The organism is Streptomyces actinomycinicus (assembly GCF_016741775.1).
Taxonomy (GTDB): Bacteria; Actinomycetota; Actinomycetes; order Streptomycetales; family Streptomycetaceae; genus Streptomyces; species Streptomyces actinomycinicus.
In genome coordinates this window covers 18,717-43,849 of the sequence record NZ_JAERRK010000021.1, presented here as the reverse complement: position 1 = coordinate 43,849, position 25,133 = coordinate 18,717, and the positions used below count along the sequence as shown (strand labels likewise).

Below are 25,133 nucleotides of genomic sequence, written 5' to 3'. Positions count from 1 at the left end.
ATCACAAAGCCGCTGTTTCGACCGGGAACACAGCTCACTCGCTGTAACGTCGATTGGGTGCGTACCGAACGAAACCTCACCCGGCGTCTGGACCGGGTGTTCGCCAGGCTGGACCGTGAGCCGGAACGGCCGGCTCACATCGATGTGCCGACGATGAGCCGGCACCGGGTCGTGCTGTTCGCGGCGACCCTCGCCTTCTACCTGGCGATCGTCTGGGCCGTGGTGATCACCTCCTGGCTGGTCCGGCTCGACTGGCAGGTCATGTTCTTCCGGCCGTACCAGCAGTGGCCCTCGATCCACGCCTTCCTCGACTACTACGTGGTGCTGGGCCAGCGCGGCCCCACCGCCGTGATGGTCGCGGCCTGGCTCGGCTGGCGCTCCTGGCGGCAGCACACGCTCCGCCCCCTGCTCACCCTGGCCACCTCGCTGCTCCTGCTGAACATCACGGTCGGTGCCGCGAAGCTCGGCATGGGGCGGCTCGGCCCGCACTACGCGACCGTGATCGGCTCGAACGAGATGGGCCTGGGCGGCGATATATTCCCCAGCGGCCACACCGCCAACGCGGTGGTGACCTGGGGAATCCTGGCGTATCTGGCCTCGACGCCGACAGCGCGCCGCTGGCTGTCGGCCCTCTCCGCGGTCGTCTCGCTCGGCGTCGGCCTCACCACCGTCTACCTCGGTACGCACTGGCTGAGCGACGTGCTGCTGGGCTGGGCCGCCGGCCTGCTGATCCTGCTCGCGCTGCCCTGGTTCGAGCCGCTGATCGCCAAGGCCGAGCTGTGGCTCTTCGACCTGCGCGACCGCTGGCGTGCCCGCCGCGGTCTGCCCGCTCCGGCCGTCCCGGTCACCCCGGTGGTGCTCAAGCCGCTCAGCGCACCGGCGGAGCAGCCGGCGCCGGCCCGCGAGCCGGTCTCCTCCACCCGGGCCTCCCGGGGCCCGGTGCACCTGTCCCCCGCACGGCACACGGCCCGTTCGGAACGCACCCCGGTCACCCCGGCGGGCAGCCGCCGGCCGCCGCACGCCGACCGTCTCCCCCGTGGCACCTCCCAGCCGGCCCGCCCCCTGACGGGCGGCTGACGGCGGGAGAGGCAGCGGGGCCCGGTACGCACACCCAGCCCCGCGCCACGGCGAAGGCCCCGCTCCCGGACGAGGAGCGGGGCCTTCGCCGTACGCGCCGGCGCGTCGTGACGGGCGGTCAGCCCTTCCAGGAGCGGACGACCCGGCCGTCCCGCACCTCGAAGTTGAGCCGGCCCACCCGGTACTCCATGGTGATGATCGCGCCCGGTGGCAGCGACCGCACCGTCGACCAGCCCCGCTGCCGAGCGAGCCGCTCGGCGTTCACGGCGTCGAGGCCGACGTACCCGTCCGGACTGTCCTGGGGCTCCGCAGGCGGAGTGGGAATCGGTGCCATGCCGCCACGCTAGGCCGCAACCCGCGGTGACGGAAGCCGGGCACAGCCGGGTAAGAGCCGTATCCGACTCCGGTCACACTTCTGTCACAGCTTCCCGGCCTCCGTTTCGGCCTCCGTGGCATCAGCCGCTGTCGCAGCGGGCTTCACACGTACGGGGGTTTCCGCACGGCTTACCGGGGTAATCGAACGAAATTCACGCGTGTCGTGGGGCCGCTTCCAATTACCAGGCGGAAAGTGCCGCAGTGGGGATCGGGGCGGGCCCGGGGCGCGATTCCCCCGGCAATCCCGGGCGGGTCCACGGCAGCTGACGCCGCATAGGAATTTCACGGATTCAGCACACGGCCGCCGTGGGCCCCTGGCGGAGCGAGGGCCCCGCGAGCATCACGGCGGCAGCTCGCGGGTACGCGTGCCGCGGGCTGTGCCGGGCCCCGGGCGCGACGATGCGAAGGGGCGAACGATGGGGACCGAGACCGTGGAGGCTGCGGCACGGCCGGCGCGCCGCAGCCGGGGCGGCCGGCTCGTGGTGGACTGGCTCACCACCACCGACCACAAGAAGATCGGCCACCTGTACCTGATCACGTCTTTCGGGTTCTTCCTGGCCGGCGGGGTGATGGCCCTGGTGATGCGGGCCGAACTCGCCCGGCCCGGACTGCAGCTCATCGACAACAACCAGTACAACCAGCTGTTCACGCTGCACGGCACGATCATGCTCCTGCTGTTCGCGACCCCCAGCTTCGCCGGGTTCGCCAACGAGCTGATGCCGTTGCAGATCGGTTCGCCGGACGTGGCCTTCCCCCGGCTGAACATGCTGTCGTACTGGCTGTTCGCCTTCGGCGGGCTGATCGTGCTGGGCTCGGTGATGGTGCCCGCCGGGCCGGCCGCCTTCGGCTGGTTCGCCTACGCCCCGCTCAACGACCTCACCCACTCCCCCGGTGTCGGCCCGGACCTGTGGATCATGGGACTCGCGCTGTCGGGCTTCGGGACCATCCTCGGCGCGGTCAACTTCGTCACCACCATCATCGGGATGCGGGCACCGGGCATGACGATGTTCCGGATGCCGATCTTCACCTGGAACACCCTGTTCACGTCGATCCTGATCCTGATGGCGTTCCCGGTGCTGGCGGCGGCGCTGCTGGTGCTGGAGGCGGACCGGCGGTTCGGCGCGCAGGTGTTCGAGGCGGCCAGCGGCGGGGCGCTGCTGTGGCAGCACCTCTTCTGGTTCTTCGGCCACCCCGAGGTGTACATCATCGCGCTGCCGTTCTTCGGGATCATCACGGAGATCATCCCGGTCTTCAGCCGCAAGCCGATCTTCGGCTATCTGACTCTGGTCGGCGCGACGATGGCGATCACCGGGCTGTCCATCGTGGTGTGGGCGCACCACATGTTCGCGACCGGCGCGGTGCTGCTGCCGTACTTCTCCCTGATGTCGTTCCTGATCGCCGTGCCGACGGGGGTGAAGTTCTTCAACTGGACCGGGACCATGATCAAGGGCTCGCTGTCCTTCGAGACACCGATGCTGTGGGCGCTGGGCTTCCTCGTGACGTTCCTGTTCGGCGGCCTGACCGGGGTGATCCTGGCCTCGCCGCCGATGGACTTCCACGTCACGGACTCGTACTTCGTGGTGGCCCACTTCCACTACGTCGTCTTCGGCACGGTCGTCTTCGCGATCTTCGGCGGCTTCTACTTCTGGTGGCCGAAGTTCACCGGGAAGATGCTGGGCGAGCGGCTCGGGAAGATCCACTTCTGGACGCTGTTCGTCGGCTTCCACACCACCTTCCTGGTGCAGCACTGGCTGGGCGCCGAGGGCATGCCCCGCCGGTACGCCGACTATCTGGCGGCCGACGGGTTCACCACGCTCAACACGGTCTCGACGGTCGGCTCCTTCCTGCTCGGCCTGTCGACGCTGCCGTTCCTCCACAACGTCTGGAAGACCGCCGTGTACGGCGAGAAGGTGGACACCGACGACCCCTGGGGCTACGGCCGCTCCCTGGAGTGGGCGACCTCCTGCCCACCGCCCCGGCACAACTTCCTCACCCTGCCCCGGATCCGCTCGGAGTCCCCGGCGTTCGACCTGCACCACCCGGAGTACGCGGCCCAGACCCCGCAGCCCGAACCGGAGCGGCACCAAGCCGGTCCCGAATCGTCCTGACCTCCCCGGCCGGCCGGTTCCCCCACCGCGGACAGCCGCCGTCCTGGTCGGGACGGCGGCTGCCTGCGGGGGTGCCGGCCTGTGCTCAGATCGCGAGGCGCTGGCCGGGCACGATCAGATCGGGATCGGCGCCGATGACGGCCTTGTTGGCGGCGTAGACGCGCTGCCAGGTGGTTCCGTGCCGGGCGGCGATGACGCTCAGCGTGTCGCCCTCGCGGACGGTGTAGTCACCGCGGGACGTGCCGCGGGCCGTGCGGGACGTCGGACGCTCCGGCGTCCGCGCCGGGGCGGACGTGGCCGGGGCCCGCTTCGCCGGGGCGGACTCCGTCGTCGCGCCGTGCCGGGACGGCGTACCCGAGGCGGCTGCGGGGGCGGCGCCGGAGGCTCCGGCGCGGGCCGAGCAGACCGGCCAGGCGCCCCAGCCCTGGGCGCCCTGGACCTTGGTGGCGACGGCGATCTGCGCGCTCCTGGAGGCCTGGTCGGCCGTCGGGGCGTAGGCGGTGCCGCCGTACGCGCGCCAGGTGCCGGCGGAGAACTGGAGCCCGCCGTAGTAGCCGTTGCCGGTGTTGATGTGCCAGTTGCCGCCGCTCTCGCACTGGGCGATGCGGTCCCACACTCCGTTGTCCGCCGCGGCGGCGTTGCCGGTCGCGGCGAGCAGTCCCAGCGGGGCCAGCAGTGCGGCTCCGGCGAGGGCTGCGGTCGTACGGCCCTTGCGGGCACTGTCGGTACGGGCGGTGGTGCGGCTGGTATCGGCACACTCGGACATGTAGTTCCCTCTCCACGAACCCGGGCTTCCCCCAAGGCCGAGCGCGTGTCCCGCGTATCGCCGCGGTTCCTCGCGCTCCGCCCCGTCCGCCACCGGTAGCGGTGATCGTGCTCTGCCTGCTGCCGGCCGGCGGACGTACCCGAGCGGTGCTCGTTGCACACGGCGGAGGAATGTAGGGAGGACGAGCCGTCGGAATCAACCAAGTGGCCGTCCTTCCAGGCCACTTGACAGTTACCAACGGTATCGGCGATTTTCGGCCACCCACTACATCCGCTGATTTCCCGATTTGTCGACCATCGACTGAAGCGATCTGTGACCCACTTCACCCATCCAAGTTCCTTGACGCGGCGCGGAGTTGACGGGGAGTGGCCGATTCCGTACGGAAGGTGACCCTGTGCGGGGGAAGGTTCGAACCGGTTCCCCGCGGGGCGTGACCCCCACCATAGGACGCCCGTTGTCTTCTTCATGAGCCCGGAACCCCGGGGCTCATCGGCCGGGAGCCACCCGGCCGACCCCAGCACCGCATCCCGAGGGAGCCACCGTGCCGCGCATGCTCGACGTCAGCGACGCCGTACGCGCCGAGATCGGCGACGAAGAAGCCGACCGGCTGCTCGCCGGAGAGAACGCCCCGGGCAGTTACGACTGCACGTCCTGTCGCACCCCGGGCGACTCCGAGCAGGAGCGCACCAGCACCGTCCTGTTCATCGGCGACGAGACCGCCGTCCTCGCCTTCGCCCACGCCGGCTGCCTGCCCTCGCAGGTCGTCCAGGTCACCGAGGAGCAGTTGCAGGGCGCCGTGCGCTCCATCGGCGCGACCGGCGGGGACATGGCCGGGGCGACCGCCGGCGGCCCGGCGCAGCGGGCCGTGCCCGAGCAGGCGGTGCTCGGCGTGACCAGCGGACTCGTTCTGATCGAGGGCGAGTTGCACCCCGCGCTCGTCGTCGAGCCGACCTCGCCGATCGTCCGCCCGGGCAGCACCGGCGCCGGCGACGACTTCCTCCCGCTCCTCATCGAGCAGGGCTTCATGCCGTTGACCGAGCTGGCGTCGGTTCCGCCGGTGCTGCACGGCTGGTCCGTGCTGCTGGCCGTGGGGCAGCTGCACGCGGTGCTGCAGCCGTCGGTGGGCGGCGGGCAGCCGGTGGCCTGGTGGCAGGCGCATCAGCCGCTCCAGGTGACCGACAGCTGGCGGGCCGCGGCGAACAAGCACCAGCAGGTGCTCATGTTCGCGGCGCCGGTGGGCTCGATCGGGCGGCAGCCCCGGGAGGACCTGCTGCGGGACGCGCTGGACAAGGCGGCCGCCAACGGGAAGCTGGTCGCCGCGGCGCTTCCGCTCGCCGGAACCTGAGTGCGCCGCCGCCCCGCGTCCCCGCCGCGCTGACCGCATCCCTTTGGGGTTCCGGTCGTTTGGACATACGTGCACGCATACGACACCCCGCCTCCCCGCCGGTCCTCCTTCGCCTCCGTGCCGTCCGCCCGGGCGGCACACGAGCCGGTCGGCGGGCCGTCGGCCACGCCGATCTACGACAGTCTCTACGCGGAGTGGGTCAAGACCTTCCGCACGCTGCCGGGGGACCGCAGCGGCGAGGAGGAGCTGGGGTTCAGCGCCTTCGGGGACTTCCCGGACGGCATGGGCACGTACGGCGGGCACCGGGCGGGGTCGTTCAGCAGTTCGTACAGCGCCTACAGCGCCGGGGCGTACAGCGCCCGGCAGCAGTCGCAGTGGCAGCGGGTGGGCACGCTCGGGCGGCAGCACGACACCGGTGCGCAGTACGTCCCGGCCGCGCTGCCGCCGGGGCCGCGGCGAGGCGTGTAGCGAAGGCGGGCACATGGACGGGAAGGGCGGCCCCTGGTGAGCCAGGGGCCGCCCTTCCCGTCGTACCGCTGTTACTTCTTCTTCGCGCCGCGCTTCTCGCGCACCCGCACCGAGATGTGGATCGGGGTGCCCTCGAAGCCGAACTCCTCGCGCAGCCGGCGCTCGATGAAGCGCCGGTAGCCCGCCTCGATGAAGCCGGAGGCGAAGAGCACGAACCGCGGGGGCTTGGTGCCGGCCTGGGTGCCGAACAGGATGCGCGGCTGCTTGCCGCCCCGGATGGGGTGCGGGTGGGCCGAGACCAGCTCGCCGAGGAAGGCGTTGAGCCGGCCGGTGGGCACGCGGGTCTCCCAGCCGGCGAGGGCCGTCTCGATCGCGGGGACCAGCTTCTCCATGTGCCGGCCGGTACGGGCCGAGACGTTCACGCGCGGGGCCCAGGCGACCTGGCCCAGCTCGGTCTCGATCTCCCGCTCCAGGTAGTAGCGGCGCTCCTCGTCGAGGGTGTCCCACTTGTTGTACGCGATGACCATCGCGCGGCCCGCCTCGACGGCCATGCTGATGATCCGCTGGTCCTGCACGGAGATGTTCTCGGAGGCGTCGATCAGGACGACCGCGACCTCGGCCTTCTCCACGGCGGCGGCCGTGCGCAGCGAGGCGTAGTAGTCGGCGCCCTGCTGCAGGTGGACCCGCTTGCGGATACCGGCGGTGTCCACGAACTTCCAGGTCACACCACCGAGTTCGATCATCTCGTCGACCGGGTCACGGGTGGTGCCCGCCAGCTCGTTGACGACGACGCGCTCCTCGCCGGCCACCTTGTTCAGCAGCGAGGACTTGCCGACGTTCGGACGGCCGATCAGGGCGATGCGGCGGGGGCCGCCGATCGCGGTGCCGAAGGACTGCTCGGGAGCCTCGGGCAGCGCCTCCAGGACGGAGTCCAGCATGTCGCCGGTGCCGCGGCCGTGCAGGGCCGAGACGGGGTGCGGCTCGCCGAGGCCGAGGTTCCACAGGTAGGCCGCGTCGGCCTCACCGCTCGGGCCGTCGACCTTGTTGGCGCACAGCACGACCGGCTTGCCGGCCTTGCGCAGCAGCCGGACGACCGCCTCGTCGGTGTCGGTCGCGCCGACCTTGGCGTCCACGACGAAGACGACCGCGTCGGCCGCCTCGATCGCGTACTCGGCCTGCGCCGCCACGGAGGCGTCGATGCCGAGGACGTCCTGCTCCCAGCCGCCCGTGTCGACGACCTTGAAGCGGCGGCCGGCCCACTCGGCCTCGTAGGTGACGCGGTCGCGGGTGACGCCCGGCTTGTCCTCGACGACGGCCTCGCGGCGGCCGATGATCCGGTTCACCAGGGTCGACTTGCCGACGTTGGGGCGGCCGACGACGGCGAGCACGGGCAGCGGGCCGTGGCCCGCCGCCTCGATGGCGCCCTCGACGTCCTCGATGTCGAAGCCCTCTTCCGCGGCGAGCTCCATGAACTCCGCGTACTCGGCGTCGCCGAGAGCCCCGTGGTCGTACTCGTGCGCCTCGTACGCGTCCGAGCCGTCGGGCTGGATGTGGTCGTTCATGAAGTCCGTACCTCGTCGTTCATCGGTGGTGATCGGTGGACCGTTGCCGTGGGCTGATCCACTACTCAAGTGTCGCCTAGCGCCCGGTCAGGCGCCTGGCGTTTTCCAGGTGGCCGGTGAGCTGCTTCTGGATGCGCTCGGTGGCCTCGTCCAGCGCCTTGCGCGTGCGCCGCCCGGTGCCGTCGCCCGCCTCGAAGGGGTCCCCGAAGACGACGTCGATGCGGGAGCGCAGCGGGGGCAGCGCCTTTGTCAACCGGCCGGGCCGCCCGGTGCTTCCCAGCACGGCCACGGGGACGATCGGCGCCCCGCTGCGCACCGCGAAGTAGGCGAGCCCGGCACGCAGCGAGGCGAAGTCACCCTCGCCCCGGGTGCCCTCCGGGAAGATGCCCAGTACTCCCCCGGCCTCCAGCACGCCGAGGGCCTGGGTGATCGCGGTGCGGTCGGCGGCCGTGCGGTCCACCTTCAGCTGGCCGATGCCGGTCAGGAAGGGGTCCAGCGGTCCGACGAACGCCTCCTTCTTGATCAGGAAGTGCGTGGGCCGGGGCGCCACGCCCATGACCATCGGGCCGTCGATGTTGTGGCTGTGGTTCACCGCGAGGATCACCGGGCCGGTGGCGGGCAGCTTCCAGGCGCCCAGTACGCGCGGCTTCCACAGCCCGTACATCAGGCCGACGCCGATGCGCCGGCCGACCTCGGCGCCCCGCTCCGAGGGAAGCGGTGGAACGCTCACTTCCCCGCCCGCTTCTCCTCGACCAGGGTGACGACGCACTCGATGACCTGGGCGAGGCTCAGCTCGGTGGTGTCCACCTCCACCGCGTCGCCGGCCTTGGCGAGCGGCGAGGTCTTGCGGCTGGAGTCGGCCGCGTCCCGCTTGATCAGGGCCTCGCGGGTGGCGTTGACGTCGGCGCCCTTCAGCTCGCCGCTGCGGCGGGCCGCGCGGGCCTCCGGGGAGGCGGTGAGGAAGATCTTCAGGTCGGCGTCCGGGAGGACCGTCGTGCCGATGTCACGGCCCTCGACCACGATGCCCCGCTCGGCGCCGGTGGCCAGGGAGCGCTGCAGCTCGGTGATCCGGGCGCGCACCTCGGGCACCGCGCTGACCGCGCTGACCTGGGAGGTGACCTCCTGGGTGCGGATCGGGCCAGCCACGTCGACTCCGTCGACCGTGATCGTCGGCTTGTCCGGGTCGGTCCCGGAGACGATCTCCGGCTTGCCGGCCACGGCCGCGATCGCGGTCGGGTCCTCCAGGTCGATGCCGTTGGTCACCATCCACCAGGTGATCGCCCGGTACTGGGCGCCGGTGTCCAGGTAGCTCAGGCCGAGCTGCGCGGCCACGGCCTTCGACGTGCTCGACTTGCCCGTGCCGGAGGGACCGTCGATGGCGACGATCACGGGCTTGGCGGCGGCGCCGTTTTCCACGGGGGACACCTTCCTGGTGCGGTGCTGGCGGGGTGCGGGGGCGAGGGCGCCCTGCACAAGGTTACTGGGTACGGGTCACTCGTCCGGACGCATGCACCGGCGCCGGACCGGGACACCCCTCCGGACCCAGCGCCCGCACCGGACCGGCCGGGGCACCCGTCCGGACCCAGGGCCCTCGCCGGACCCGCAGCACCCGTCCGGACCCAGGGCCCTCGCCGGACCCGCAGCACCCGTCCGGACACGGGGGCCGGCGCCGGGCCGGGCCCTACGGCCGCAGTGCCCAGCCCCGCTCCCGCAGCGCGCCCGTCAGGACGGCCGCCGCGCTCGGCTCCACGCTGAGCTGGACCAGGCCGGCCTGCTGGCCCGTCGCGTGCTCGATCCGGACGTCCTCGATGTTGACCCCGGCCCGGTCCGCGTCGGCGAAGATCCGGGCGAGCTGTCCGGGCTGGTCGTTGATGAGGACGACGACGGTCTCGTACACGCGCGGCGCGCTGCCGTGCTTGCCGGGTACCCGGACCTGGCCGGCGTTCCCGCGGCGCAGCACGTCCTCGATGCCGGTGGCGCCGGTGCGCCGCTTGTCCTCGTCGGAGGACTGCAGGGCGCGCAGCGCCCGGACGGTCTCGTCGAGGTCGGACGCCACGTCGGCGAGCAGGTCGGCGACCGGGCCCGGGTTCGCGGACAGGATGTCGATCCACATCCGCGGGTCGGAGGCGGCGATCCGGGTCACGTCCCGGATGCCCTGCCCGCACAGCCGTACGGCGGCCTCCTCGGCGTGCTCCAGGCGCGCGGCGACCATGCTCGACACCAGGTGGGGCATGTGGGAGACCAGGGCGACGGCGCGGTCGTGGGCGTCGGCGTCCATGACGACCGGTACGGCCCGGCAGTGCGAGACCAGTTCCAGTGCGAGGTTCAGCACCTCGGTGTCGGTGTCGCGGGTGGGGGTCAGCACCCAGGGGCGGCCCTCGAAGAGGTCCGCGGTGGCGGCCAGCGGGCCGGACTTCTCCCGGCCGGACATGGGGTGGGTGCCGATGTACGTCGTGAGGTCGAGGCCGAGCGCCTCCAGCTCGCGGCGCGGGCCGCCCTTGACGCTGGCCACGTCCAGGTAGCCGCGGGCCAGGCCCCGGCGCACGGCGTCGGCGACCACCCCGGCCACATGGGCGGGCGGGGCGGCGACGAGGGCCAGGTCGACCGGGCCGTCGGGCGCCTCGTCGGTGCCGGCGCCCAGCGCGGCGGCGGTACGGGCCTGCTCGGGGTCGTGGTCGGCGAGGTGGACGGTGACCCCGCGCTGCACGAGTGCCAGCGCGGCGGAGGTGCCGATGAGGCCGGTGCCGATGACGAGTGCGGTTCTCACTGGGCGATGTCCTTGCGCAGGGCGGCGGCGGAGCCGAGGTAGACGTGGCTGATGTCGGCACGGGGCTTGTCCGACGCGATGTGCGCGAGGATCCGCACGACCCGGGGCATGGCGCCCTCGACGTCGAGTTCCTGGGCGCAGATGAGGGGGACGTCCACGATGCCGAGCTTGCGGGCGGCGGCGGCCGGGAAGTCGCTGTGCAGGTCGGGGGTGGCCGTGAACCAGATGCTGATCAGGTCGTCGACGGTCAGCCCGTTCCGTTCCAGGACGGCGGTGAGCAGGGCTCCGACCTGCTCCTCCATGTGCCCGGCCTCGTCCCGTTCGAGTTGGACGGCCCCCCGGACCGCTCGTACCGCCACGGCGCTGCTCCTCGCTGCCTGCGTGTCTGTTCTTGGTCCGTCCAGCGTAGTCAGCCCGCGCGGAGCGGGCGCGCGCCGCCCGCCCGCTGAGACGATGCGGAAAGTTCTGGTATCCACCGGTTTTCGATGTCTGTACGGAGGCGTGACATGACCCAGCCCGCAACGCGGCGGACGGTTCTCGCGACGGGCGCCGGTGCGCTCGCCCTGGGATGCGTGGGGTGCGGCGGCACCACGGACGAGAGCGGTTCCACCTCGTCGGAGTCCACCTCCGGCAGGCTGCCGGCGTCCCCGGCCGGCAAGCAGCTGGCCGACACGAGCGATATCCCGGAGGGCGGGGGCAAGGTCTTCAAGGAGCAGAAGATCGTGGTCACCCAGCCGAAGAAGGGTGACTTCAAGGCCTTCTCTGCGGTCTGCACGCACCAGGGCTGCACGGTGAACAAGGTCGCGGACGGCACCATCGACTGCCCCTGCCACGGCAGCAGGTTCCGCATCGCCGACGGCTCGGTGGCCCACGGTCCCGCCACCAGGCCGCTGGCGAAGGAGTCGATCACCGTGCACGGAAATTCGATCCACCTGGCGTGAGGGGGCCGCGTACGCTCCCGGAATGCATCCGCAGGACCTCGTACGCGACCACACGGTCTACGCCTGTGTCATGGGCTCGCGCGCCTTCGGCCTGGCCACGGACGCCAGCGACACCGACCGGCGCGGGGTGTTCCTCGCCCCGACCCCGCTGTACTGGCGGTTCGACAAACCGCCGACGCACGTGGAGGGGCCGGGCGAGGAGCAGTTCTCCTGGGAGCTGGAGCGGTTCTGCGAGCTGGCGCTGCGCGGCAACCCGAACATCCTGGAGTGCCTGCACTCCCCGCTGGTCGAGCACGCGGACGACACCGGCCGCGAGCTGCTGTCCCTGCGGTCCGCGTTCCTGTCCCGGCAGGTGTACGGGACCTTCACCCGCTACGCACTCGGCCAGCGCAAGAAGCTCGACGCCGACGTCCGTACCACGGGCGCCCCGCGCTGGAAGCACGCCATGCATCTGCTGCGCCTGCTGATGAGCGCCGGGGACCTGCTGCGCACCGGCGAGCTGCGGATCGACGTCGGTGACCGGCGCGAGCCGCTGCTCGCGGTGAAGCGGGGCGAGGTGCCGTGGCCACGGGTCGAGGCGTGGATGGCCCGGCTGGCGGACGAGGCCGAGGACGCCCTGCGGGGCACCTCGCTGCCGCCGGAGCCGGACCACGCGCGCGTGGCCGCCTTCCTGTTCGGGGTGCGGCGGGCCTCAGCCCTGCAGGCGGAGCCGGACCACCAGGTCGTGCAGGGCGTCCTGGGCGCCGGGCGCGTCCGGCAGCGCTGAGGCGGCCTGCGCCTCGTCGAGCACGCCGTGCAGCCGCTCCACGTCGGCCTCCACGCGCGCGTGGCCGACGTCGGCCGTGCCGTGCTCCTGCTGCGCCTTGGCGGCTATCAGCTCGGGCAGGTAACCGGGGGCGTCCACCTGGTCCAGGAGCGTGGGCAGATGGGCCTGGACCTCGCCGCTGCGCATGAGGTGGATGCCGGTGAGCAGGACCCGGAAGGTGTAGAGCAGCGGTTTCAGTTCGCCGGTCTTCTCGAACAGCCGCCACTGGGTCACCGCGAAGCCGCGGTAGTGGTGGGCGTGGTGGCTGGTCAGCACGCCGGGCACCAGGGCGGCCAGTTCCCGGTGCGCGTCGGTGGTGTGCACGACCAGGGGCGAGAGCAGCTGCTCCAGCACGTAGCCGTTGCGGCGGAGCATCAGCCGTACGAACTTGCGCAGGTCGTGGGTGACGAGGTCCAGCTCGACGCCGTACCGGACCCAGGTCCGCGAGCGGGTCTCCTCCGGCTCGCGCAGGCCGACGAGGTCGGCGGCGGGGAGCAGATGGACGCCGCGCAGGTCCACGTCTGAGTCCTGGGAGGGGAAGCCGTACAGATGGGCTCCGGAGACGGTCGCGAGGAGCAGCGGGTCGGGCTGTTCCGCCACCACCGGGGTCAGGTCGATGTCGAGGTCGTCGATCATGGGCCTAAGCGTCCCAGAGCGTGCCCAGGGCCAACAGGTCTTCCCGGTACTCGATCCGCTCGGCCCAGTCGGCGGGCCAGGCGTCCGCGCCCAGCCAGGCACCCGCGAAGGCGCCGGCGAGGCAGGCGATGGAGTCGGAGTCGCCGGCGGTGCACGCGGCCCGGCGCAGGGCGGTGACGGGCTCGTCGGGGAAGAGCAGGAAGCACAGCAGCCCGGTGGCGAGGGCCTCTTCGGCGATCCAGCCCTCGCCGGTGGCCAGGCAGGGGTCGGTCTCCGGGGAGACGGTCCGTACGGCCTCCTGGAGGCGGTCCAGGACCGCCAGGCACTCGTCCCAGCCGCGCGCGATGAAGTGCTCGGGTGTCGGGTCCTGGGAGCGGGTCCACAGGTCGCCGAGCCAGGTGTGGTCGTAGCGGGTGCGGTGCCGGAGGGCGTACGAGCGCAGCCGGCCGACCAGTCCGGCCGGGTCGTCACCCTGGGCGAGCAGGTGGACGGCGTGGGCGGTGAGGTCGGAGGCGGCGAGCGCGGTGGGGTGGCCGTGGGTGAGCGCGGACTGCAACTGGGCGGCGCCGGCGCGCTGTTCGCCGTTCAGCCCGGGGACGATCCCGAGCGGGGCGACCCGCATGTTGGCGCCGCAGCCCTTGGAGCCGACCTGGCTGGCGTCCTGCCAGCGGCGGCCCTCCGTCCCGAGCAGGTCGCAGGCGGTCAGGCAGGTGTTGCCCGGGGCGCGGTTGTTCTCGGGCGACCGGTACCAGTGCACAAACTCCTCGCGCAGCGGCCGCTCCAGCCGCTCCGGCGCGAGGTGCCCGTGCTCCAGGGCCGTCCGGAGTGCACGCCCGACGGCGAGCGTCATCTGCGTGTCGTCGGAGACGAGGGCGCGCTGCGACAGCTCCAGCTGCCGCCAGGGACCGAACATCGTCTGGATCAACGGCACGGTCTTGAACTCGGTCGGGTAGCCGAGGGCGTCGCCCAGGGCGAGGCCGAGGAGTGTTCCGGTTGCGGCTTGCTTGGACACGTGGGTCACCATCCCCTTTTATCGTCACACTGACAATAAAGGGGGACGGTGATCACGGCAAGGCGCTTTAGAGGTCGACTTCCTTCATCAGCATGCCGACCTCGGTGTTCGACAGACGGCGCAGCCAGCCCGACTTCTGGTCGCCGAGGGTGATCGGGCCGAAGGAGGTGCGCACCAGCTTCTCGACCGGGAAGCCGGCCTCGGCGAGCATGCGCCGCACGATGTGCTTGCGGCCCTCGTGCAGGGTCACCTCGACCAGGTAGTTCTTGCCGGTCTGCTCGACCACCCGGAAGTGGTCCGCGCGGGCGTAGCCGTCCTCCAGCTGGATGCCGTCCTTCAGACGCTTGCCCAGGTCGCGCGGGATCGGGCCCACGATGGCGGCGAGGTAGGTCTTCTTCACGCCGTACTTGGGGTGGGTGAGACGGTGCGCCAGCTCGCCGTGGTTGGTGAGCAGGATGACGCCCTCGGTCTCGGTGTCGAGCCGCCCGACGTGGAAAAGCCGGGTCTCGCGGTTGGTGACGTAGTCACCGAGGCACTGCCGCCCCTCCGGGTCCTCCATCGTGGAGACGACGCCGGCGGGCTTGTTGAGCGAGAAGAACTGGTACGACTGGGTCGCGACGGTCAGGCCGTCGACCTTGACCTCGTCCTTCTCGGGGTCCACGCGGCGGCCCTGCTCGAGCACGATCTCGCCGTTGATCTCGACGCGGGCCTGCTCGATCAGCTCCTCGCAGGCACGCCGGGAGCCGTAGCCCGCGCGGGCCAGCACCTTCTGCAGCCGCTCGCCCTCCTGCTCGGCGCCCGGGAAGGTCTTGGGCAGCTTGATGTCCTTCTTGCCGGCGTACCGCTCCCGGTTGCGCTCCTCGGTCCGCGCCTCGTACTCGCGCGAGCGTGCGGGGGCCGTACGGCCTCGGCCGCCCTGCTGGGACTGCTTGGGACCGCCCTTGGCGCCGCCGCGGGCCGCGCCGCCGCGACCGGACTTGGGGCCGTCCTTGGTGGCGCCGGGGCCCACGTCGTAGCGGCGCTCCTCCGGGCGGGGCTTGCGGGGACGGCCCTGCCCCTGCCGCTCGTCCCGTTCGTTGCCGGCGCCGCGGTGGTTACCGCGTCCGCTGTTCCTGCCGCTGCCGCTGCTTCGCATCAAGAATTCCGTCTTAGTCGTCTGCGTCCTGACCACCGGGCGCGTCGGGCGCGTCCGGGTCGAACGACGGGACCCCCTCCTGGGTCTCGGCCTCGATCGCCTCCGCCTCGGGGAGGAAGGGCGCGAGTTCCGGAAGCTCGTCCAGGCCGCGCAGGCCCATCCGCTCCAGGAAGTAGTTCGTCGTCCTGTACAGGATCGCACCTGTTTCGGGTTCCGCGCCCGCCTCCTCGACCAGACCCCGCTGGAGGAGGGTGCGCATCACGCCGTCGCAGTTGACTCCGCGCACGGCGGAGACCCGGCTGCGGCTGACCGGCTGGCGGTAGGCGACGACGGCGAGGGTCTCCAGCGCCGCCTGCGTGAGCCGGGCGGTCTGCCCGTCCAGGACCAGCCGCTCCACGGCCGGCGCGTACGCGGCACGGGTGTAGAAGCGCCAGCCGCCGGCCACGAACCGCAGTTCGAAGCCGCGGCCCTGCACGGTGTACTCGTCGGCCAGCTCGCGCAGCGCGTCAGCGATCTGCCGTTTCGGCCGCTCCAGGAGCTTCGCCAGGTGCTCCTCGGTCGCCGGCTCGTCCACGACCATGAGCATCGCCTCCAGGGCGGGCTTCAGGTCGAGGCCGGCGACACCGGACAGGCCCGCCGGGAGTTCCGCGGTCTCCTCGCTCATGCCTTCCTCTCCTCCTCGGGCTGCTCCGGCGGCCGGTCGAACTCGTCGGTGACCATCGGCGCCGCGTCGGTGTCCCCACCGGTCCAGCGCACGACCAGCTCCCCGAGCGCGGCCTCCTGCTCCAGGGCGACGGCCTTCTCCCGGTACAGCTCCAGCAGGGCCAGGAACCGGGCCACGACCGTGAGCGTGTCGCCGGTGTCCTCGACGAGCACCCGGAAACTGACCTCGCCCAGCTCCTTCAGCCGCGCCACCACGATCCCGGCCTGCTCCTGGACGCTGACCAGCGGGGCGTGGATGTGGTCGACGTAGACCTGCGGTTTGGGCTTGGGCTGCATTGCCTTGACCGCGAGCCTGGCGAAGCCCTCGGGCCCGATGCTGATGACGACCTCGGGCAGCAGCTCGGCGTGCTGCGGTTCGAGCCCGACGGTACGCGGGTGGCGCCGGGCCTCTTCGTCGAGGCGCTCGTTGAAGATGTCGGCGATCCGCTTGTACGCGCGGTACTGCAGCAGCCGGGCGAACAGCAGGTCCCGGGCCTCCAGCAGGGCCAGGTCGGCCTCGTCCTCCACCTCGGCGGCGGGCAGCAGGCGGGCGGCCTTCAGATCGAGCAGCGTGGCCGCGACGACGAGGAACTCGGTCGCCTGGTCCAGGTCCCAGTCCGTCCCCATGGCCCGGATGTGCGCCATGAACTCGTCCGTCACCTTGGACAGCGCGACCTCGGTGACATCCAGCTTGTGCTTGGAGATCAGCTGGAGCAGCAGGTCGAAGGGCCCCTCGAAGTTCGAGAGCCGGACCTTGAAAACCCCGTCCCGGGACCCGTCGGACTCCGGCACCGCGGACTCTCCCGGCCCGACGGCTCCGGACTCTCCGGGCTCGGTTGCTCCGGACCCTCCCGGCCCTACGGCTCCGGACTCTCCGGGCTCGGCGGCTCCGGACCCTCCCGGCCCTACGGCTCCGGACTCTCCGGGCTCGGCGGCTCCGGACCCTCCCGGCCCTACGGCTCCGGACTCTCCGGACCCGGCGACCGCGGGCTCTCCCGGCTCGATCGCCGCGGTGCCCGGTCCGCGTCCCAGCGCACGCCTGCGGCCGGCACCTGGGCCGGGGGCTGTGGCGGGAGCGTCGTTCGAGGTCATGGCCGTCGCAGGCTACCGCCTGCGGACCTCATGGCCGACTACCGACCCCGCAGCCGTCTCACCAGAATGCTCGCGTCCCCACGGGACTCCAGGTCGGCCAGCACCACGGCCACCGCCTCGCGGACGATCCGTCCGCGGTCGACCGCGAGACCGTGCTCGCCGCGCAGCACCAGCCGCGCGTGCTCGAGGTCCATCAGCTCCTCGGCCGACACGTACACGGTGATCTTCTCGTCGTGCCGTTCCCGGCCGCTGGGCCGCCGGGCAGCCGCCCGCCCGCGCTTGCGCGGCTGCGCGGCAGAACCTTCCTGCGCCGCCGCCTGGCGGCGCGCCGGGCGAGTGCGGGACTCGCCGGCCTCGGCCGGCTCGGCCTCCGCCGCCACGTGCTCCGCGCCCTCGCCGTCGCCGCCCTGCACGGGCACCGACTGCGGTGTGTCCTCGGCGGCGGCCGTCTCGTCGCTCTCCCCCGCGGGAGCCGGCACCCTGGCCTCACCATTGGCCGGGCGCCGGGGACTTGACGGCTGGAGCGCCGTTCCCCCTGTCGTACGGAAGAGTTCGTCGGCCCCCGGCAGACTCACTCGGCGTGACACCGGGCGAGCACCTCCCTGGCGAGCTGGCGGTAGGCGGCGGCACCGACGGAGTTGGAGGCGTACGTGGTGATCGGCTCACCGGCGACCGTGGTCTCCGGGAAACGGACCGTGCGGCCGATGACCGTGTGGTAGACGTGATCGTCGAACGCCTCGACGACACGGGCCAGCACCTCGCGGCTGTGGACCGTGCGCGAGTCGTACATCGTGGCGAGGATGCCGTCCAGCTCCAGCTCGGGGTTGAGCCGCTCCTGGACCTTCTCGATGGTCTCGGTCAGCAGGGCCACACCGCGCAGGGCGAAGAACTCGCACTCCAGCGGCACGATCACCTTGTGAGCGGCCGTCAGCGCGTTGACCGTGAGCAGGCCGAGCGAGGGCTGACAGTCGATCACGATGTAGTCGTAGTCGGGCAGCAGCGGCTTGAGCGCCCGCTGCAGGGTCGACTCGCGGGCGACCTCGGAGACCAGCTGGACCTCGGCGGCCGACAGGTCGATGTTGGAGGGCAGCAGGTCCATGTTGGGGACCGCCGTCTTCAGCAGGACCTCGTCCGCCGACATGCCCCGCTCCATGAGCAGGTTGTAGACGGTGAGGTCCAGCTCCATCGGGTTGACGCCGAGACCGACCGACAGCGCGCCCTGCGGGTCGAAGTCCACGAGCAGCACGCGCCGGCCGTACTCCGCGAGCGCGGCACCCAGGTTGATGGTCGACGTCGTCTTGCCGACGCCACCCTTCTGGTTGCACATCGCGATGATCTTCGCGGGGCCGTGGTCGGTCAGCGGGCCCGGGATCGGGAAGTACGGCAGCGGGCGTCCGGTCGGACCGACGCGCTCACGGCGCTGGCGGGCCGCGTCGGGCGCGAGCGTGGCCGCGTACTCCGGATCGGGCTCGTACTCGGCATCGGGGTCGTAGAAGTGCCCCTCGGGCAGTTCGTCGTAGTCGGCGAAGTGGTTGTGGGGCGCGCCACTTCCGTCGCCGGCCATGGCGTTCACGTGATGGCCATCCATGCTCTGGTGTGCTGTCCCGGCCGCCTGCGGACCGGAACTCTGGTGGGCTGCGAAGGTGCGCACAGCGACGGAGCCGACAGCCTCGAATCCCGCGGGACCCTGGCCCCGGACCGGCATTCCTGGTTGACCACCCCCGGGAGAAAATGTCGACTCATTCACAAGTCGTCTTACCTCCTTGGTGACCAGGAAACTTCTAGACAAGGTCAGCGTGGCACCATGCCGACGGTTGGCGACTCTATGGCGTGTCGGCGGTCCGCAGCAACACAATCCGCCGGACCCGGCAGGATGTGTCGGCAATGAAACATCCCGCTGTCAAGGGCGTACGGCCGTCGCACAGCAGGTTTCACCGGTGTGCGAATCGGTCGAAGGGTTACGTTCGAGGCGAGTTGACCGAGAGCCGCAAAGTGACCATACACACATCCGGCCGGACCTTGTCGGGCAAGGTCCGGCCGGGTGCGCGAGGTTGACGAGGCGTGTTGACGAATCGCCTTTTTCCTGCTGGCGACTTAGCGACTCACCTGGTCGGAAGGGGTCAGCCGAGCAGGGACTCCAGCTCGACGTGCTCCAGGCCGTGGGCCTCGGCGACCTCCTTGTAAACGACCTTGCCGTCATGGGTGTTGAGACCCTTGGCGAGCGCGGCGTCGCGGCGCAGCGCCTCGACCCAGCCGTTGTTGGCCAGCGAGACGATGTACGGCATCGTGGCGTTGGTGAGGGCGTTGGTGGAGGTGTTCGGCACCGCGCCCGGCATGTTGGCCACGCAGTAGAAGACCGAGTTGTGGACGCGGAAGGTCGGCTCGGCGTGCGTGGTGGGACGGGAGTCCTCGAAGCAGCCGCCCTGGTCGATCGCGATGTCGACAAGAACACTTCCGGGCTTCATGCGGGACACCAGCTCGTTGGTGACCAGCTTCGGAGCCTTGGCGCCCGGGATGAGGACGGCACCGATGACGAGGTCGGCGTCGAGGACGGCCTTCTCCAGCTCGAAGGAGTTGGACATGATCGCCTTGACCTTCGTACCGAAGATCTTGTCGGCCTCGCGCAGCTTGTTGATGTCGCGGTCGAGCAGGGTCACCTCGAAGCCCATGCCGACGGCGACCTGGGTGGCGTTCCAGCCGGAGACACCGCCGCCGATGACCACGGCCTTGGCCGGGGTGACGCCCGGGACGCCGCCGGGGAGCACGCCACGGCCGCCGGCCGCGCGCATCAGGTGGTAGGCGCCGACCTGCGGGGCCAGCCGGCCCGCGACCTCCGACATCGGGGCGAGCAGCGGCAGGGCGCGGTTCGGCAGCTCCACCGTCTCGTAGGCGATGGCCGTGGTGCCGGACTCGATGAGCGCGTCCGTGCACTCCTTGGAGGCGGCCAGGTGCAGGTAGGTGAAGAGGATCTGGTCCTTGCGGAGACGGTGGTACTCCTCCGCGATGGGCTCCTTGACCTTCAGCAGCAGGTCGGCAGTGGCCCAGACCTCGTCGGCGGTGTCCAGGATCGCGGCACCGGCGGAGACGTACTCCTCGTCGGTGATCGACGAACCGAGGCCGGCGCCCCGCTCGACGACGACCTGGTGCCCGTTGCGCACCAGCTCGTGCACACCGGCGGGGGTGATGGCCACCCGGAACTCGTTGTTCTTGACCTCGCGGGGGATGCCGACCTTCACGTCGATCACGGTCCTTGGCTCAGAGGGTATGGGGGGTGCTTTACATGACATACCCAGGCATGCGGGGGCATACCGGGAGACACCGCAGGAGAACGTGCGGCAGAGCCAGTCTAATGAAGGTGTTCCGCCTGTCTAGCCTTTCATTGCATCAATCTTCGCTGGATGCAGTACGGATTTCGCAGGCCTCAGCGCCCTGATCCTGCAGAGTGTCGTCCTCCGACGGCTCCTCACCCAGCATGCGCTCCGCCGCCGAGCGGTGCAGGCGGGCCGCCGCGGGGTCGCCCATGCGGTCCAGGGTGTCGGCCAGCCGCAGCTGCAGCGCGGCCTGCAACCGGGTGTCCTCGGCACGCCGTGCCCACTCCACTGCCTCCTGGCAGGTGCGCAGCGATTCCTCCGGCCGCCCGGCGTACTCCTGCACCCGGGCGATCTCACTCAACGCCCGCGCGCTGGCGGCGACATCGCCGCTCCTGCGGTAGCCGGCGAGGGCGGCCCGCCAGTTCCTCAGCGCCTCGCCGTAGCGGCCCGCGTAGGTGTGGGCGGTGGCCGTCCGCCCGTACAGCCGGGCGGCCTCCGGGTGCTCCCCGCGGGCCAGCCGCTCGGCCAGGGCCCGGCCGAACCAGTCCGCGGCCCGGTCGTAGTCGCCCAGTTCCTGGTGGGCGCCGCCTACGGATTCCATCGCGCGGCCGGTCGCGTACGGGTCGTTCGCCTGGCGTCCGGCGTCCAGGGCGGCCCGGTAGCGGGCCAGGGCGGCGCGGGTGCGGCCGGTCTGCGCGTCCAGGTCGCCCAGGTTCAGCAGGGCCGCGGCCTTCTCCCGGGGCAGGCCGCGCCGCTCGGCGACGTCCAGCACCAGGCCGTGGACGCCGTACAGGTCGGGAGCTGCGGCCTGGGTGCCGACATGCGCCGCCATGGCCCGGACCAGCTGGGACATCAGCCGGCGGGCGAGCGTGTCCAGCTCCCCGTCGGCCACCGCGAGCCGCACGGAGGCCAGCAGGGCGGGCCGCCGGACGCGCAGCCAGTCGGCGGCGGCCCGGGGGGTCGGGAAACGCGCCTCGCGGGGCATCGCGTTCAGCTTCTCGCGGGCCTGCGGGCTGTCCGTCTCGGTGATCAGCCGGCAGGAGTGCAGCAGCCGCACCGTCCGCTCCAGCATCCGCGCCCGGGCCAGCTGCAGCTCCGCGGGCCGCTCCTGGCTCTGGGCGAGGGCGCGCAGCAGCGGGTGCAGCCATCCGGGGACCTGGTACTGGGGCAGCGGCGACTCCACCGGGTGCAGCAGGCCGAGGGCGACGAGGTCGTCCAGGCAGCCGCGGGCGGCGTCGATCGAGCAGCCGGCGAGCGAGGAGGCGGTGTGCGGGTCGACCAGGCCGGCCGGGGCGAGGCAGAGCAGTCGCAGTATCCGGGCGGACTGCCCGGGCAGCTGGTCGTGGACCAGCCGGAAGACGCGGGCCGTCGGGGTGCTGCCGTCATCGGCGTCGGTGTGCAGCCGCTTGGCGAGGTCGGAGACGGCGGCCTTGGGCCGGGCGGCCAGCCAGCCGCCGGCCAGGACGAGCGCGGCCGGATGCCCCTGGCAGGCCTCCACCAGGCTCTCCGCGGACCGCGGGTCGACGGTGATGCGCACCGACCCCGTGTAGCGGGTGAGCAGCTCCACGGCGGACTTGGTGTCGAGGCCGCCGAGGGTGCAGGGGCGGACGTCGGCGATCCCGGTGAGCGGGCCCGAGGAGACGGCCACGACCAGGCTGTCGGGAGCGTCCGGGAGCAGCGCGTCGACCTGTTCGGCACCGGCCGCGTCGTCGAGCAGGAGCAGCGTCCGCCGGCCGGTGAGGGCCGTGCGCAGGGCGGCGGTGAGGTCCTCCTCGGCGGCCCCGGCGGGTGCAGGCAGCTCCAGCGCGGTCAGCAGGTCGCGGGCGGTGTTCTCGACGGGCACCGGCGTTCCGTCGGGTTCGCTCAGCCGGGCCCGCAGCACTCCGCCGGGGTAGCGTCCGGCTACCTGCCGGACGAGTTCCTCGGCGAGGCTGGTGCGGCCGGAGCCGGGACGGCCCGCGATGAGGAGCACGCGCGCGCGTGGCGCCTTGCGCCCGGAGAGGGTGTCCAGTCCCGCGCGCTCGATGTCGGCGCGCAGCTCCTTCAACTCCCGTGCGCGGCCCAGGAAACGGTGCTCCGTGGCCGCGTGCCCGGACAGCCGGGCCTCGCCTGTGTCCACCGCCTGATCCGTCACGGGCCACACTCCCGTCCCACCGCACGCGCGGCCCCGCCGGTGCCGTCCGGTACGGGCCTCGCACCTGTCTGTTGGCTCCCTGGCCTCCGGGGCGCCTCGGCCGGTGCCGGGACCACGACCGTGCTCACCCCTTCGGGCCTCCGCGCGTTCGCGCTTCCGACACCGGCGCGCCCCTTCGGCTCGCTCGCGACGAGCCTAGTTCACGCTCTGCGACGTGCCGTGACGAGCGCGGCGGACAGGTCCCCCGATCGGATCAGGCGATGGTCACACCAGTGCGCGACCGGGTGAGATCAGGACGCGAAGGGACGTGCCGGCCAGGGCGCACCGGCGGGCCGCAGGGCGTCCACGCCGTCCCCGCCGCGGGCGGCGACCAGCGACAGCACGCCCACCACCAGGCAGTTGTTGTGCACGTCTCCGGCCAGCACCCGGCGCACCAGCTCCTCGACCGGCACCCGCGCGTGCTGCATGTCGGTCTCCTCGTGCTCCGCCGCGAACCGCTCCCCCTCGGCCTCGGACAGGTTCCGGGCCAGGAAGATCCGTACGGCCTCGTCACAGCCGCCGGGGGTGGTGTACACGTCGGTCAGCACCCGCCAGTCCTCGGCCTTGACGTGCGCCTCCTCGTACAGCTCCCGCTGGGCCGCGTGCAGCGGGTTCTCGCCGGGCACGTCCAGCAGGCCGGCCGGGATCTCCCAGAGCTTGTGCCGCACGGGGTGCCGGTACTGGTTGATCAGCAGCACGCGGTCCTCGTCGTCCAGGGCGAGGACCGCCACCGAACCCGGGTGGACCTGGTAGTCGCGGCGGGCCACCGAGCCGTCGGGCATGACCACGTCGTCGGTGCGGACGGAGGTCTTGTTGCCCACGAAGGGGGTGTCCGTGGCCCGGATCTCCCACTCCTCGGGGGTGTCCTTGATCGTCATGCCCTGTCCTTCCACACGTGCATGCAAAACCGGCCCGACACGGAAGCCGGGGTGCCCACCGTTGAGGGTGCGCACCCCGGCCACCGTACAACCGGGTGTGTTACTTCGAATTCTTCCGCTCGACGGCGGCCTTCACGAGGCCGGCGAAGAGGGGGTGCGGGCGGGTCGGCCGCGAGCGCAGCTCGGGGTGCGCCTGCGTGGCGACCAGGTAGGGGTGCACGTCACGCGGGTACTCCACGTACTCCACGAGCTTGCCGTCCGGGGAGGTGCCGGAGAACAGGAGCCCGGCCTTCTTCTCCAGCTCCGCGCGGTAGGCGTTGTTGACCTCGTAGCGGTGCCGGTGACGCTCCTCCACGTACTCCTTGCCGTCGTAGACCTCGCGCACGATGGAGCCCTCGGCGAGCTTGGCCGGGTACATGCCCAGGCGCATGGTGCCGCCCAGGTCGCCCTCGCCGGCGACGATGTCCATCTGCTCGGCCATGGTGGAGATGACCGGGTGGGCGGTGGCCGGGTCGAACTCGGTGGAGTTCGCGTCGGGGATGTCGGCCAGGCTGCGGGCGGCCTCGACCACGATGCACTGCAGGCCCAGGCACAGGCCCAGCAGCGGGACCTTGTTCTCCCGGGCGTACTTGATCGCGCCGACCTTGCCGTTCACCCCGCGCTCGCCGAAGCCGCCGGGGATGCAGATGCCGTCCACGTCCCCGAGCTGGGCCTTGGCGCCGGCCGGCGTCTTGCAGTCGTCGGAGGTGACCCACTTGATCTTCACGCGAGCCCTGTTGGCGAAGCCGCCGGCGCGCAGCGCCTCGGTGACCGACAGGTAGGCGTCGGGCAGGTCGATGTACTTGCCGACCAGGGCGAGGGTGATCTCGTGGTCGGGGTTGTGGACGCGGTCCAGCAGGTCGTCCCAGGTCGTCCAGTCGACGTCCCGGAAGGGGAGGTCGAGCTTGCGCACCACGTAGGCGTCCAGGCCCTCACCGTGCACGGTCTTCGGGATGTCGTAGATCGAGCGGGCGTCCGGGCAGGCCACCACCGCGGCCTCGTCGACGTCGCACATCAGCGAGATCTTGCGCTTGATCGCGGTGGGGACCTCGCGGTCGCAGCGCAGCACGATGGCGTCCGGCTGGATACCGATGTTGCGCAGGGCGGCGACGGAGTGCTGGGTCGGCTTGGTCTTCAGCTCGCCCGACGGGCCGATGTACGGCAGCAGCGAGATGTGCACGACGAAGACGTTGTCCCGGCCGACCTCGTGGCGGACCTGGCGGACCGTCTCCAGGAAGGGCAGGGACTCGATGTCGCCGACCGTGCCGCCGACCTCGGTGATGACGACGTCGACCTCGTCGGTCGCCATGCGCCGGATGCGGTGCTTGATCTCGTTGGTGATGTGCGGGATGACCTGCACCGTGTCGCCCAGGTACTCGCCGCGGCGCTCCTTGGCGATCACCGTGGAGTACACCTGACCGGTGGTGACGTTGGCGGAGCCGTCGAGGTCGCGGTCGAGGAAGCGCTCGTAGTGGCCGATGTCCAGGTCGGTCTCGGCGCCGTCGTTGGTGACGAACACCTCACCGTGCTGGAAGGGGTTCATCGTGCCCGGGTCGACGTTGAGGTACGGGTCGAGCTTCTGCATCACGACACGCAGGCCGCGGGCCTTGAGCAGCATGCCCAGGCTGGAGGCGGTCAGGCCCTTGCCGAGCGAGGAGGCGACACCCCCGGTGACGAAGATGTGCTTGGTCGTCGTAGATTTCGGCGGCATGGCCAAGAGGGGGCTCCCGTGGTCGCTGTCTGTCGTGCGGTGCGGCTGCCGGAAGGAAATCCTCCGGGGGTGCCGTCGCTGCGGTTCGGGGGTTTCTCGCCCACCGGTCCACGGGCTACCAGGGTATCAGCGCCTGGCCGAGATGGCTTCCGGCCACGCTCCGCGCTCGCCCGGGCACGGGCCGCTTCACCACGGCCGTCCCTTCAGACACTTCTCACCCGATGGTCACT

The 25,133-nt window shown here is 71.6% G+C and carries 24 protein-coding genes; 6 read left to right on the top strand and 18 right to left on the bottom strand.

Annotation, left to right across the window (positions count from 1 at the left end; translation table 11 throughout):
* Positions 1-57 precede the first annotated feature (57 nt).
* Positions 58-1,077: a phosphatase PAP2 family protein gene (locus JK359_RS30325; protein ID WP_201842394.1), complete on the top strand. Its 1,020-nt coding sequence runs from the start codon at positions 58-60 to the stop codon at positions 1,075-1,077.
* A gap of 118 nt (positions 1,078-1,195) precedes the next feature.
* Here JK359_RS30325 and JK359_RS30320 read toward each other — a convergent pair whose 3' ends face one another.
* Positions 1,196-1,411: an I78 family peptidase inhibitor gene (locus JK359_RS30320; protein ID WP_201842392.1), complete on the bottom strand. Its 216-nt coding sequence runs from the start codon at positions 1,409-1,411 to the stop codon at positions 1,196-1,198.
* Positions 1,412-1,868: 457 nt separating this feature from the next.
* Here JK359_RS30320 and ctaD point away from each other — a divergent pair, with 457 nt between their 5' ends.
* Positions 1,869-3,560: an aa3-type cytochrome oxidase subunit I gene (ctaD, locus tag JK359_RS30315; RefSeq protein ID WP_201842390.1), complete on the top strand. Its 1,692-nt coding sequence runs from the start codon at positions 1,869-1,871 to the stop codon at positions 3,558-3,560.
* Between the two features lie 85 nt (positions 3,561-3,645).
* Here ctaD and JK359_RS30310 read toward each other — a convergent pair whose 3' ends face one another.
* Complete coding sequence (locus JK359_RS30310; RefSeq protein ID WP_201842388.1) at positions 3,646-4,326, bottom strand: LysM peptidoglycan-binding domain-containing protein; 681 nt, start codon at positions 4,324-4,326, stop codon at positions 3,646-3,648.
* 541 nt (positions 4,327-4,867) lie between these two features.
* On the opposite strand from JK359_RS30310, the gene JK359_RS30305 reads away from it, so the two are divergent.
* Both JK359_RS30305 and JK359_RS30300 read left to right on the top strand, forming a co-directional pair.
* The gene (locus JK359_RS30305; protein WP_201842386.1) at positions 4,868-5,671 is read left to right on the top strand and encodes a DUF8842 C-terminal domain-containing protein; all 804 of its coding nucleotides are present in this window, start codon (positions 4,868-4,870) and stop codon (positions 5,669-5,671) included.
* A 69-nt stretch (positions 5,672-5,740) separates the two neighbouring features.
* Entirely contained in the window at positions 5,741-6,139 is a 399-nt protein-coding gene (locus JK359_RS30300) for a hypothetical protein (protein ID WP_201842384.1), read from the top strand.
* A gap of 71 nt (positions 6,140-6,210) precedes the next feature.
* On the opposite strand, the gene der is transcribed toward JK359_RS30300, so the two are convergent.
* From der to aroH, 5 genes are all read right to left on the bottom strand, one after another.
* Positions 6,211-7,701, bottom strand: coding sequence for a ribosome biogenesis GTPase Der (gene der, locus JK359_RS30295; protein ID WP_201842383.1), 1,491 nt, complete (start codon positions 7,699-7,701; stop codon positions 6,211-6,213).
* Positions 7,702-7,777: 76 nt separating this feature from the next.
* Positions 7,778-8,365 (bottom strand): lysophospholipid acyltransferase family protein, encoded by a 588-nt coding sequence (locus JK359_RS30290; RefSeq protein ID WP_236678694.1) that lies wholly within the window; start codon positions 8,363-8,365, stop codon positions 7,778-7,780.
* Positions 8,366-8,427: 62 nt separating this feature from the next.
* A complete protein-coding gene (gene cmk, locus JK359_RS30285) occupies positions 8,428-9,117 on the bottom strand; it encodes a (d)CMP kinase (RefSeq protein ID WP_201842379.1) in 690 nt (229 codons plus the stop codon).
* A 265-nt stretch (positions 9,118-9,382) separates the two neighbouring features.
* Positions 9,383-10,468: a prephenate dehydrogenase gene (locus tag JK359_RS30280; RefSeq protein WP_201842377.1), complete on the bottom strand. Its 1,086-nt coding sequence runs from the start codon at positions 10,466-10,468 to the stop codon at positions 9,383-9,385.
* Positions 10,465-10,827, bottom strand: a complete 363-nt coding sequence (gene aroH / locus JK359_RS30275) for a chorismate mutase (RefSeq protein WP_201842375.1) — start codon at positions 10,825-10,827, stop codon at positions 10,465-10,467. The genes JK359_RS30280 and aroH overlap by 4 nt, the downstream gene beginning before the upstream one ends.
* Before the next feature lie 147 nt (positions 10,828-10,974).
* On the opposite strand from aroH, the gene JK359_RS30270 reads away from it, so the two are divergent.
* Entirely contained in the window at positions 10,975-11,409 is a 435-nt protein-coding gene (locus JK359_RS30270; RefSeq protein WP_201842373.1) for a Rieske (2Fe-2S) protein, read from the top strand.
* A 22-nt stretch (positions 11,410-11,431) separates the two neighbouring features.
* Positions 11,432-12,175 (top strand): nucleotidyltransferase domain-containing protein, encoded by a 744-nt coding sequence (locus JK359_RS30265; protein ID WP_201842371.1) that lies wholly within the window; start codon positions 11,432-11,434, stop codon positions 12,173-12,175.
* Here the strand turns inward: JK359_RS30265 and JK359_RS30260 are convergent.
* From JK359_RS30260 to pyrG, 11 genes are all read right to left on the bottom strand, one after another.
* Positions 12,101-12,850 carry a nucleotidyltransferase domain-containing protein gene (locus tag JK359_RS30260; RefSeq protein WP_201842369.1) on the bottom strand — a complete coding sequence of 250 codons (750 nt, stop codon included), beginning with the start codon at positions 12,848-12,850 and terminating at the stop codon, positions 12,101-12,103. The two genes, JK359_RS30265 and JK359_RS30260, sit on opposite strands and share 75 nt — an antisense overlap.
* Before the next feature lie 4 nt (positions 12,851-12,854).
* Positions 12,855-13,874 carry an ADP-ribosylglycohydrolase family protein gene (locus JK359_RS30255; protein WP_201842367.1) on the bottom strand — a complete coding sequence of 340 codons (1,020 nt, stop codon included), beginning with the start codon at positions 13,872-13,874 and terminating at the stop codon, positions 12,855-12,857.
* 55 nt (positions 13,875-13,929) lie between these two features.
* Positions 13,930-14,997 carry a pseudouridine synthase gene (locus JK359_RS30250; RefSeq protein ID WP_201842365.1) on the bottom strand — a complete coding sequence of 356 codons (1,068 nt, stop codon included), beginning with the start codon at positions 14,995-14,997 and terminating at the stop codon, positions 13,930-13,932.
* 13 nt (positions 14,998-15,010) lie between these two features.
* Positions 15,011-15,661, bottom strand: a complete 651-nt coding sequence (gene scpB, locus JK359_RS30245) for an SMC-Scp complex subunit ScpB (RefSeq protein WP_201842363.1) — start codon at positions 15,659-15,661, stop codon at positions 15,011-15,013.
* Positions 15,658-16,791, bottom strand: a complete 1,134-nt coding sequence (locus tag JK359_RS30240; RefSeq protein WP_201842361.1) for a segregation/condensation protein A — start codon at positions 16,789-16,791, stop codon at positions 15,658-15,660. The genes scpB and JK359_RS30240 overlap by 4 nt, the downstream gene beginning before the upstream one ends.
* A 38-nt stretch (positions 16,792-16,829) precedes the next feature.
* Positions 16,830-17,378, bottom strand: a complete 549-nt coding sequence (locus JK359_RS30235; protein ID WP_201842360.1) for a hypothetical protein — start codon at positions 17,376-17,378, stop codon at positions 16,830-16,832.
* Positions 17,363-18,496, bottom strand: coding sequence for a ParA family protein (locus JK359_RS30230; protein WP_201842358.1), 1,134 nt, complete (start codon positions 18,494-18,496; stop codon positions 17,363-17,365). Before JK359_RS30230 ends, JK359_RS30235 begins: the two co-directional genes overlap by 16 nt.
* A 415-nt stretch (positions 18,497-18,911) precedes the next feature.
* Positions 18,912-20,036: an alanine dehydrogenase gene (gene ald / locus JK359_RS30225; protein ID WP_201842356.1), complete on the bottom strand. Its 1,125-nt coding sequence runs from the start codon at positions 20,034-20,036 to the stop codon at positions 18,912-18,914.
* A gap of 139 nt (positions 20,037-20,175) precedes the next feature.
* On the bottom strand, positions 20,176-22,236 hold the full coding sequence (locus JK359_RS30220; protein WP_201842354.1) for a tetratricopeptide repeat protein: 2,061 nt from the start codon (positions 22,234-22,236) through the stop codon (positions 20,176-20,178).
* Positions 22,237-22,526: 290 nt separating this feature from the next.
* Positions 22,527-23,153 (bottom strand): NUDIX domain-containing protein, encoded by a 627-nt coding sequence (locus JK359_RS30215; RefSeq protein ID WP_201842352.1) that lies wholly within the window; start codon positions 23,151-23,153, stop codon positions 22,527-22,529.
* Between the two features lie 100 nt (positions 23,154-23,253).
* Positions 23,254-24,903 carry a CTP synthase gene (gene pyrG / locus JK359_RS30210; protein WP_201842590.1) on the bottom strand — a complete coding sequence of 550 codons (1,650 nt, stop codon included), beginning with the start codon at positions 24,901-24,903 and terminating at the stop codon, positions 23,254-23,256.
* Positions 24,904-25,133 lie beyond the last annotated feature (230 nt).